This is a genomic window from Bacillus sp. NPDC060175, from assembly GCF_042728695.1.
Classification (GTDB): domain Bacteria; phylum Bacillota; class Bacilli; order Bacillales; family Bacillaceae_G; genus Bacillus_A.
Window position 1 is genome coordinate 1 of sequence record NZ_JBHWYR010000114.1, and the last position, 10,463, is coordinate 10,463.

Below are 10,463 nucleotides of genomic sequence, written 5' to 3' on the forward strand. Positions count from 1 at the left end.
TTGCATGGTTGATTTAGAGGGATTTTGATAATTATTTATTGGTAAAAAACTTAATATTAATATATGAAAATTATTAATTTTCTATCTTTATGAAAGTAAACTTTTATGTAAAAAAACGCAATTAAACAATAAAACGGGAAAAGGCTTCTTTGTATTCATGAATCACTTAAAAATATTAAAAAAGTTGAGGTCATCTATCTATTGCGTTAAATGAAATCCCTTTCAATAAAGAACAATCATTAAAGTTTAATTGAATCTCATAACAGCAGCATATAAAAGCGTTATCTACGTGGTTTTTTCAAAAATATGGCGATAACTAATAACAATACTCCTATTATTGAAATTAAATATAAAAATTTATCCATTACCTTTTCCCCCTTTTATTACGATGATAGCATTAAATGGTTAAATTTGTGAATAAATTCCACTAACGAGAATGATGTAAATGAGCTGTCTATATGGACGGCATATTGTATTTTTTCACTTAGCGTAGGGTTTTTCAAAAATGCTAGCAATACCCCTAATAAAAAGACGTGCTATTTTATCCAGCTGTACTGTGATAATAAAGTTATTTAATTCACAACATAGTCATTTAAAAAATAATTAAGTTATTTAAAAATCTTTCTTTCAAGCAGTTTAAAAGGTTTTTTTAACTTAATACAGAACTATATATAGTAGGCGGACATAAAATGTTTTGGATAAAAGTGATGTGAATAAGGAGAAAAATTTCGATGGATTGCTTAGTTGCAAAAGGTAGTATTTATTATGAAATCGTAGGGAATGGTTTTCCTATATTAATAATGCATTCAATGGGTACAGACCATAAATCTATGAAAGCCTGGATAGAGCCAATTTTCGATGAGATTCAAGGTTTTCAGAGGATATATATAGATTTACCTGCTCACGGTCGAAGTTTAATTGACGAAAATTTCAACTCTTCAGATGATATGCTTTTAAATATTTTGGATTTTATTGATATGATAATTCCTAACCAAGCATTTTCTCTTATTGGTTTTTCATTTGGAGGATATTTGGCACAAGGTGTTTTGCACCATAGACATAAAAATGTAAAGAGCATTTGTTTGCTGGCTACTTCACTTCATTTGAAAGATAGAGATCTTCCTAAAAAAATAGTTGTTACAAAAGATGAAGATTTATTAAAAGAATTGGATTCTGATAAAAGAATGGCTTTTGAAACATTGATGAATTATCAAAATAAAGAGAACCTTAAATACTTTTTAAACGAAATCCAACCTGGACGATTATTAGCTAATAAAAATTTTTTAATGTCAAATTGGAGAGAGAAAGGGTATTTTCTTTCTGAAGAACCACTTAATGATGTAGGTACACTTACACAACCTGCACTGATCATTCTAGGGAAACAGGATTCAATCTGTGGGTATAAAGATCACTTCTTTCTTCTAGAAAAATTTCCGAATGCTACGTTTGCCGTTTTAGATGGTGCTGGTCATATGCTTCAAATAGAAAAACGTAAAATAGTACAAGGACTAATCAAAGACTGGCTAATTAGGAGCAATTCAGTTTGCAATTCAAGCGAGTAAATGCAATCATTAACTTCTTTAACCTAATTTCCATATCTATTGCTTGTCAGTTCATTTTGTTGTTCTTCAACTAACAGGTGCTTTAGTTGAACAAGATTTAAACAACTTTATTATTGATTTTTGTCTACAAACACATTTAAATGGTTAGAAATTAAACAACTTTAAAGAGCCTTACTACAATATGATTTGCAGCGAGGCTCTTATATTTTTAGATCAGAATTAAATAACTTTATTATCACTTTACATCAGAAATAAAAACTAAAAGTTATATATTAAACTTTTAGTTTCTTATTGAATAATTTAGGAACTAAACTGAAATTCTTGCATACTATGTAATCAGGAAAAACAGTTTTGGAAACAAAACGACCTTTCCATCGGTGCCATCCGAAGGGAAGACCGATGTCTTCCCGCCCTACATAAGAAGATCACCTTAGGGTGGTCTTTTTGGTTCTGGTTCAAAAATCATTTAATAACATGACTATCAGGTTAAGAATACAAATCACCCCCAATACGAAAAAAATGAGCTGAATGGTCATAAATAATTGTAGTGGGATAAATTTTTTCATTTAGGGGGTACTTCATAACTTTAGATTGATAGCGATGAGATCAATCCACCATAAATAAAAAACAAAAGCTATATATTAAACTTTTAGTTTTTTATTGAATAATTTAGGAACTAAACTGAAACTCTTGCATACTATGTAATTAGGAAAAACAGTTTTGGAAACAAAACGCCCTTTCCATCGGGGCAACCCGAAGGGAAGACCGATGTCTTCCCGCCCTACATAAGAAGATCACCTTAGGGTGGTCTTTTTGGTTCTGGTTCAAAAATCATTTTATAGGGATATAAATCCTAAACAGTCTGTGTAATTACAAATTATGATGCAATTCCAAACAACTTTTGTATGAACTTCACCTCATTTTATACAGACTTCACCTGTCGGTGAAGTTGTCCTTTTTTCAGTATGAATCTTGGTCATAGAGCACCATAAATAGTGCTCTTTTTATTTAATTATAAATTTAATAAAGTTCTTATGAATAGAGCAATCTATATCTAAAAGGGGTAATCATGAAAATTTCAAATATATTGCTCTTTCAATTGGATAGATTGCATTATTCGTGGTGGGCTATATTTTTCTTTAAATACATATGCCTTATGAATAAAATTGAATATTCCGTCAACACTACAGATAACATGGTAATCCTTTCTCCGATTTCCTTGCTTGAGCAGTTAACTTTTGTTAGCTGCTCTTTAATTTGTAAAAAGAGCACTCATTCAAAAAACCCTACATATAACGCTATGACTTCCTTTTTCAATTCAATCAATATTTTCTCCCTAAGAGAAAATCTCCCATCATTCTCTCCCTAAATAATTTTATATTATTATAGTGAGCTCAAAAATATTGAGCTATTATGCAGTAACTCCCGGGAATCTGGGAATTTTGATACATTATAATAATTGTATTTAGAAATTTTATTTATACCTTTTAATTGTTCGTTTTTTAATTCTAGCTCACTTATGTTTCTTTATAACTCTTGTATGGTGTTAATGGCCAGAAATGCTATATCCGGAGATTCTTTTTCATATTCCTCCCGAGTCATTAACTCACCTTTTCACTCGAAAATTTTTGAAATAAGCATAGCATAATCATGAATTTCATTGTTTGTTAACTTAGATTCTCTAGCCAGTTCAGCTAGTTCTAAAGGGTTTACTCTACAAGATTTATATTCTATTTTAATATCTTTATAAACTCTCGAAATTGTTTATGCTCTAATTTCAAGTTTTTTATTGTATTCAGTTTTTAATTCAATAATTTCTTCATGAGGAATCCAATTTTTAGAACAGAAAATGTAAAATCTAGATTCACATCGTTTTAATTCATCTTTGCAGTAGCCAATTTCGACCTTTTTTTATGAAAATTAGGAGTCTGGAAAAGAGTATGTAATAATTAACATTAAATAAACAATATATTATGATATAACCTCAAAGAGCTACTACATAATTTATTTAGATTGGAAAATTAAAACCTTATCTACCCGCCTTATGGCGCCTTTTCTTTTTTAAAAGGACCTGCTCAATTACTCTATAAAAACATAAAGTAAAATGAATCCATTAAAATACTTGAGTGACCCCTTGTTTTACCCTCTTACCAAAAGGAGGAACTATTATGGGATTTGGTGGTAGTTGTGGCTGCGGCTTTTCTGGTGGCTTTGCTTTATTAGTTGTATTATTTATTTTATTAATCATAGTTGGAGCTGCTTGCTTCTGCTAAAAAACTATCAGAAAAGACACTCTTATATGAGTGTCTTTTCTTTATTTCTAAATGGGCTTGCTCATTCATTCCATAAAAACATACAGTAATGTAAATCCATTAAAACAACAATCTATCCCATTGTTAAGTCTTCTAATTAAAGGAGGAAAAATTATGAGTTACGGTGATTCTTGCGGCGGCTTGGCTTTACTGATCATTCTCTTCATCTTGTTAATCATTATCGGATGTAGCTGTTGGGGCGGCGGATTCGGATACTAGGAAAGGGCACTGTTATTAGAGTCCCTTTTCTATACACACTACCTAAATAATGCAGTTATGCATAACATAAAAAATATACATATAATTAATAATAAACATAGTGAAATAATGAATGTGCATGCATCCTATACAGCAGATTCTTTTGAAAAGCATAACATATCGTTCATTTTAAAAGATATGGCGTCACTCTGATACTGATCTCAATTCTTTTGTATGTTGTGTACTAACAATCTAGTGCATATAGACGATTCTGTTTTATAGGATGTGTTTACACGTATAACAAAGGGATAATACGGAAAAATTTATATTAATGAACGTGGTTCAAGTCGGAGGAAGGCACCTTAGAGGGTTATTCTTCTATAAAGAAAAATCCTGATGCTCCCCTCTATATAACTAAAAAAATTGTGTTATAATATCTCCTGAACATATGTATGGGATAACGACTACTTGCTGTTGGTAAGTAGCAATTTATCTAATGAAGAGATCACTTGTTTCCAAGACAAGTGATCTCTTTATATACATTTCCCTTACTATATTTGAGATTCACAAGAAATTCCATTGAACATATCTACAAAAGTCATTCTTACATTATTTTTTCGTTTCATTTGTTTCTCCAAGTAAAGCTTCGTTATTTGGATATTTTCATGACCTCCTCATAGAGTAGGGTGATCTTGTTCGTTTACATTTGCACGCTGCAGTTCTTCGTGAAGAGTTTTTTCTATATACCCAAATACATGTAGATGCTAAAAAAAGAACGTATCAGTACTGTTTTCTTCGCGAGCGTTGACGCTAGAACTGGAATTTCGCTTTCCATTCTTCACGCTTTTTAACCAGTTACTATATCTACATATATGCCAAGGCCATAATATTCTCAATAAAGAAGCATAGCGCTATACGTCTTCCCTGTTCAATCCAAATTCTTCCGCCTGTTACGCCGTACATTGACAAAACGAAAGAATCTCCGCTACATAACACTTTTTTATGTCCTCTTTTTGCTTTTTCTTCTCATCCATATCTTTTTATAATTGTAGAAAAAACAACTCAACACTTTACTGATTACTTATTATACAAAGGAAGAACGTCATTATTTAGACAAAACTATACATGGTATTTATACTACTCCTAATCGAATTTATAAATCATTTGATTTACCAATCCCTATAGAAAGTGTAATTCAAACCGAACAATCTGATCGGGCATTACGAGATAAGGACTTTATATCTAGTGAGGAGAAAAAACAAAGAAAGGAGGATTAAATTAACTTCTGCTTTTCATAAAATCGATTCGTATCCCCAGCACTAAAAAGTATCTAGTCATTCCCTTCTCGAAAAAGAAACAAACCCATTAGTAGGATTCATGCTTATCGACAACTGTAAAAAACAGGTTTTTTGTCAACATAGAATCCATTGGTAGCCATGTTACAAGAAACAATCAGTCATAGTACACCGCAAATCACACTGGAATATGTTGATAAATTAAAGAGGAGAAGATGGTATTATTAAACCAATTTTATATTTAAATGAAAAATCCACACTTAACTAGACTCATATACTCACACCATCCCTTCTAGACGAGCATAAAATGTACTAACGAACGAAAGGGGGTAATTATTATGGGTTTTGGTTTTGGTGGAGATTGTGATTTCAACAGATGTGATGATCGGAGAGATCATCATAGAGATCATCACAGAAAAGAAGAAAACAATAGACAGGAGCATAATAATCCAGAATTATTACAATTCTTAAGAACATTAACTCCTGGTACTTGTATTGTTATTCAATATGATTGTCAAAGACCTACAAGTGCAACATTCCAAGGTTTTCAAGGAAACAACGTAATTATTTTATCTGACTTTGATTGTTTCCCAGGATTAGCACGTATTGCGATTAACAGAATAAACGTAATCTCTATAAATTCACCTGATTGTAATCGTTTCTGTTGCAAGCGTAAGAAGCATTGTAGAGAATGTGAAGAACATGAGCATGATCATAGAGATGATTTTTAATAATGAATGAATAGAAATACCTTTCCTTTAATTTTATAAGCCAATTTGCAGAAAAAACACCTATTAAAAAATAGGTGTTTTTTCTTTCCTAAATTTACTGAACTGAACGTAAATAACAAACCATTTCATATAGCGGACATATACTATTGTAAGGTCGGCATCCAAATGACCCAAATAAATACCCATGCCAAGAAATAAAACTACAAAGTATTTCTTGGCACCTTTTACATAAAACAAATAAATTTATTAAAAATGTACAAGTTAATTACAGATTTCGCGATGTGGGAAAGCCCATATCGGACTTTAGTCCGCCTTTAGGCATGGGATGAAAGTATCGCTTTTTCATAGAAAAACAGTTGTGTTTTGGTTATACTTGAACGATAGACAAGCACAAGTCTTTAAAACGCCTATGTGTTCCTTGAAAACAAGATATCATATGGAGTTCGATAACCGAATTCACGCTATCGGTAAAATGATATGTGTCGTCAAGAACAAGACGCTAAAACATATGAACACGCAACGATAGTACCGTAGCTCACGAACCTATACGGTCTGTCGTGAGAGTGGTGACGGCACACCGCAATCTTGCACGTCAGCGATACCAGAAATGGACTTTGCCTTTGGTAGCAAGAATCCCACTGACGTTAGTCGGCTTGCCCCTTTAGGGGTGGTAGTGTCAACAAGTTATTCATATTATATAATTAAGGATTAATAGATCCTATACCACCACTCCATAAAGTTACCTATATTTATTTAACTGTCTAAATGTGCACACCTAATTGAAAATGGTTCGTTTTGAAACAATCAATTCGTGTGCTAATTCTCCCACAGTAAATTTTTTCATTCGATTAACCATCATAATCATTTCATTTAATCTTTTTGCTCTAGACATCGAATCTCCTACATAACTATGACATAATTTGGCATCATTATAATATATAGTCATGGATATTTAAATGATAAAAATGGATACAAAAAACACATGGATAGCAATTTATCTGTGTTTTTTTGTTTTATCTAGATTTCTTTAAATTATTTCTAACCGCACTTCCCGAAAGAATTCTCCTTACTCAAGCGTGTGCAGGACGATAGCCCAACGGTAAGTGGAAGATGAATTTTGGTTGGCGTAAGCCAACATATTTGCTACCCTATACTTTTATACAGATCGCTCTTTGAAAACTGAAGATATAAGGTTGTTGTAGGAAATTCGTCTACAAGGTAAAATCTTCAACGTTCTATCGTCCTGCGCTACTGAAATATGTGAAAACCAGGCGAAGAAAGTAGCGTATATGTGTCTAACGTACTCATACTATTTTTAGGGGGAGGGACTACCCTGTTAGATTGGTAAACATAAGTGACTAGTAAAAATCACTTACTTCCCAAGAAGCTCCCACTTCAAGCGTCAGCTAAGTGGTGAGTAGTTCACTAACTTCACATTTCAATAGGAGAAACCCTATTGATACAAAGTTTTTTATCTTAACATTGGAAATCTGCAAAATCCTGACACCACTCCTAAAACTAGCAAACAAGTGTTAAATTAACGCTCTTTTATACTTTCTTTAATTACAGATTGTTTTTATCACTGTTTAAAATGTGTTATAAACCTGTTCACAAGTTGCGGCTGTTGGTTGAAAAAAACAGTGTTTTTTAAAACGCCCGACAAAAGGCTGATTATACCATTGTTGAGGACAATCACCTGGTGGCCTAAAATACCATAAACTAAATTTCCCAGGCCAGTACCTCTCTCCATTGATTACTCGACGAGCTAAGCGTTTTTCACTTTCTCTTGCTCTTTGATAGAAATAACCGTGAGTAACAGCTTCAAATGCGTGTTCTTGGTAAATCATTTGTCTAATGGTACGAAGATTTTTAAAATCGGAACAATTGGCTCTTATTCGGTTAATTCCTACATTTCCGACGAGCAACATACCCTGAATTCCTTCTCCTTCGGCTTCTGCTCTCAGTAATCTTGCTAAAAGTGCAATATCTGCATCTGTAGCGTTAACAACCCCCATGACTTCACCTCCATTATATTTTCTTCTTATAGTATTGCTTATTAATCAGGATAATGACTTTTTCACATAATATAGATTGTTATGTCTACGAAGTATGAAAGATAATTACTCTTGAATAGGAAGGATGATGGTACTTGAATATGGACTCTTTCATGGAAGGATTTGTATTGTCATTGGTATGGGTCTTAAAGATGGAACGACAGGTGAAGAAGAATTGCTAAATAAACTCATGAATAGAGGTATTTATAAGGATTATGTAGTTTCAATAGTTGGAGTTACTTATTTACATTTACTTTTGAGAAATATGATTCAAGTTAGTATTTTATCTTTTTCCGACATGCGTCTCCTCAAAATAAATAGAGAGACACTTGTCTCTCTTCAAAAAGTACTTTTGGGAATTTTAAATTGTCCCTCTTAGTATCAAACCTAGAACAGCCATAATTATCGTACTGATAATAATCCGTAAAATCCAAGAGGTATTCGTGCTGATTTTTTCTAATTGCTTATTAATTGTAGAAATGTCTTTCTCGTTAATTATTATTCGAGTTTCTAAATTACGAATATCACGCATGATCTCTTTTTGTTCTGATTTTAGACTGTCAATTTTCACATTTAAGTCTTCCATATACTCACATCCTTCTAATATCTTAATAGAACAATCTCTATATTTTATGAGACAACCTTTTTCGATGTGAATGTATACGAGTTATTTCCATGTTGAATCTTTATTTTATACACCTTTTCCAATCGTATTTATCATTACTAAACTAATACAAGCATTTGTTAATTGACCGATGGTTGTACTAATTAATCATATTCGGTTGTTTTGTTAGAACTTCAATCGAATCTCAACTACATTCATAAAAAGTTTAGAAAATCCATAAACAAAAAACGCTCTTTCAAAGGATATTATCAATTTCGACGGTTATTACTGCCTCTATGTCTGCGTCTACAGAACATTAAATGCCCATTTTGTTCAATAAAAAGAGAGCATCCAAGGCAGTAGATGCTCTTAATGTGATAAGGAGTTTTAACTGAGTATCAAAATAGAATAGAAGCGGTTAAGCTCGTCCTATACTTTAATATATGCTTGTTCTTCTTGAAAGGTGAAAAGTAAAAAGACACCTTAATTAGGTGCCTTTTTGATGTATAAGAGGTAGCTACCTGGAAAAGACCTTTCTGTATCATTATATGATTATCAATTCTCGTTATGCTTAAAATGGCTTTTAAATACGTTTATTGTGTATTTTGATAGTAATTGATTTTTTCGCGAATAGCGGACGCAATAAATTCGTCAATAGTGCTGTTTGTTTCTTCGACTATTTTATTAAGTACTTGATATTCTTTACTGGACATCGTAACTGGTTTTGTCACACTGCTACTATCTAAATAGACGCTACTATTAACACGTTTCACTAATTTCCCTTCAATTAAATATGGTGAGAGGCTCTCAATCCACTCCATTTGCATACCCATAGGCAATTCAATAAGTGATTGTCGTACATCTAAATACCAAAAGCCCTCCTCTTCTGAAATCTTTATATTTCTTGGTGAGACATATTGGAGTATTAAGTCAACTTTTTGGAAAGAACTACTACGTAATTGATCAGACTTAGGTAAACGAAACTTAATAAATCTTTGATGATGGCTCCGAGGTTTATCAGTCAACTCATAAGCTTGTTCATATCCTAATTTTTTTGCTTCTTTTAAGGTAAATTCATTTCCGAACTCATCAATTAACATAATATCTCCACGCTTTGGAATAGAAATGACTCTTGCTATTGTATTCCCCTGGATATATCTTTGGAAAAGTACAGTATGATACTTTTGAGAGAATGTATACATTGCATTCGATTGATCCAATCGATGTACAAGATTGCCTAACTCTTCTTCTTGAAGGAATTTAGTCTCACGGTTACGATATTCCTGTATAGTAGCTGTCAATTCTCCATCTTCTAACCATTTTTCTAATTGATATGTACTTATATCGTATTTTTTACTAGCCTGGTATAAAGTAAGACCTTCTATCTCCCTTTCCTTTTTAATTGAGTCTACATCCTCTTTTCTAAAAAGGAAACTCCCATCTAATCGCCATGTATCTTTATTGATTGGAATTAATTGTCCCTGCTTCATAAGATTATTAACAACGAAACTACTAACGCTTAAATACTCCTTTACTTCCGTTGTATTCATATTGATTGGTTGATTCTCATTCATATTATTTCCCCTTTCATTTAATTTGTATTTTTTAAATAGATTATCCTATTTTAATTTAAAACTTAAGAATTATATAACTGTAATTTATTATATCATAGGTAATGTTCAAGTTATTTATAAAGATAATCAAAAG

General features: G+C 32.1%; 9 protein-coding genes and 1 pseudogene. 5 read left to right on the forward strand and 5 right to left on the reverse strand.

Features of this window, described 5'->3' with window-relative positions:
* The first annotated feature begins 731 nt into the window (after positions 1-731).
* The 3 genes from ACFWDE_RS28265 (at position 732) to yjcZ (ending at position 4,093) form a co-directional block, all read left to right on the forward strand.
* Complete coding sequence (locus ACFWDE_RS28265) at positions 732-1,562, forward strand: alpha/beta fold hydrolase (protein ID WP_377896107.1); 831 nt, start codon at positions 732-734, stop codon at positions 1,560-1,562.
* A gap of 2,168 nt (positions 1,563-3,730) precedes the next feature.
* Positions 3,731-3,835, forward strand: coding sequence for a YjcZ family sporulation protein (locus ACFWDE_RS28270; protein WP_081806744.1), 105 nt, complete (start codon positions 3,731-3,733; stop codon positions 3,833-3,835).
* A gap of 153 nt (positions 3,836-3,988) precedes the next feature.
* Positions 3,989-4,093 (forward strand): sporulation protein YjcZ, encoded by a 105-nt coding sequence (gene yjcZ / locus ACFWDE_RS28275; RefSeq protein WP_080019238.1) that lies wholly within the window; start codon positions 3,989-3,991, stop codon positions 4,091-4,093.
* Between the two features lie 662 nt (positions 4,094-4,755).
* On the opposite strand, the pseudogene ACFWDE_RS28280 reads toward yjcZ, so the two are convergent.
* Positions 4,756-5,004 (reverse strand): annotated as a pseudogene (locus tag ACFWDE_RS28280) (tyrosine-type recombinase/integrase); the annotation flags it as partial.
* A gap of 701 nt (positions 5,005-5,705) precedes the next feature.
* On the opposite strand from ACFWDE_RS28280, the gene ACFWDE_RS28285 reads away from it, so the two are divergent.
* Positions 5,706-6,098, forward strand: coding sequence for a hypothetical protein (locus ACFWDE_RS28285; protein WP_002151822.1), 393 nt, complete (start codon positions 5,706-5,708; stop codon positions 6,096-6,098).
* Between the two features lie 775 nt (positions 6,099-6,873).
* Here the strand turns inward: ACFWDE_RS28285 and ACFWDE_RS28290 are convergent.
* Both ACFWDE_RS28290 and ACFWDE_RS28295 read right to left on the reverse strand, forming a co-directional pair.
* A complete protein-coding gene (locus ACFWDE_RS28290) occupies positions 6,874-6,990 on the reverse strand; it encodes a DeoR family transcriptional regulator (protein WP_002151820.1) in 117 nt (38 codons plus the stop codon).
* Positions 6,991-7,684: 694 nt separating this feature from the next.
* Positions 7,685-8,113 carry a cell wall hydrolase gene (locus ACFWDE_RS28295; protein WP_002144383.1) on the reverse strand — a complete coding sequence of 143 codons (429 nt, stop codon included), beginning with the start codon at positions 8,111-8,113 and terminating at the stop codon, positions 7,685-7,687.
* A gap of 124 nt (positions 8,114-8,237) precedes the next feature.
* Between ACFWDE_RS28295 and ACFWDE_RS28300 the strand changes: the two genes are divergently transcribed.
* On the forward strand, positions 8,238-8,531 hold the full coding sequence (locus tag ACFWDE_RS28300; RefSeq protein WP_232299911.1) for a hypothetical protein: 294 nt from the start codon (positions 8,238-8,240) through the stop codon (positions 8,529-8,531).
* Here the strand turns inward: ACFWDE_RS28300 and ACFWDE_RS28305 are convergent.
* Positions 8,514-8,738: a hemolysin XhlA family protein gene (locus tag ACFWDE_RS28305; protein ID WP_002151817.1), complete on the reverse strand. Its 225-nt coding sequence runs from the start codon at positions 8,736-8,738 to the stop codon at positions 8,514-8,516. The genes ACFWDE_RS28300 and ACFWDE_RS28305 overlap by 18 nt on opposite strands.
* 611 nt (positions 8,739-9,349) lie before the next feature.
* Positions 9,350-10,330: a hypothetical protein gene (locus tag ACFWDE_RS28310; protein WP_002151815.1), complete on the reverse strand. Its 981-nt coding sequence runs from the start codon at positions 10,328-10,330 to the stop codon at positions 9,350-9,352.
* Between the last annotated feature and the right edge of the window lie 133 nt (positions 10,331-10,463).

Excerpts from the sequence above, each read along its gene's own strand:
- ACFWDE_RS28265 (WP_377896107.1), top strand. The coding sequence starts at position 732 with ATGGATTGCTTAGTTGCAAAAGGTAGTATTTATTATGAAATCGTAGGG.
- ACFWDE_RS28310 (WP_002151815.1), bottom strand. The coding sequence starts at position 10,330 with ATGAATGAGAATCAACCAATCAATATGAATACAACGGAAGTAAAGGAG.
- yjcZ (WP_080019238.1), top strand. The coding sequence starts at position 3,989 with ATGAGTTACGGTGATTCTTGCGGCGGCTTGGCTTTACTGATCATTCTC.
- ACFWDE_RS28290 (WP_002151820.1), bottom strand. The coding sequence starts at position 6,990 with ATGTCTAGAGCAAAAAGATTAAATGAAATGATTATGATGGTTAATCGA.
- ACFWDE_RS28285 (WP_002151822.1), top strand. The coding sequence starts at position 5,706 with ATGGGTTTTGGTTTTGGTGGAGATTGTGATTTCAACAGATGTGATGAT.
- ACFWDE_RS28295 (WP_002144383.1), bottom strand. The coding sequence starts at position 8,113 with ATGGGGGTTGTTAACGCTACAGATGCAGATATTGCACTTTTAGCAAGA.
- ACFWDE_RS28270 (WP_081806744.1), top strand. The coding sequence starts at position 3,731 with ATGGGATTTGGTGGTAGTTGTGGCTGCGGCTTTTCTGGTGGCTTTGCT.
- ACFWDE_RS28300 (WP_232299911.1), top strand. The coding sequence starts at position 8,238 with ATGATGGTACTTGAATATGGACTCTTTCATGGAAGGATTTGTATTGTC.
- ACFWDE_RS28305 (WP_002151817.1), bottom strand. The coding sequence starts at position 8,738 with ATGGAAGACTTAAATGTGAAAATTGACAGTCTAAAATCAGAACAAAAA.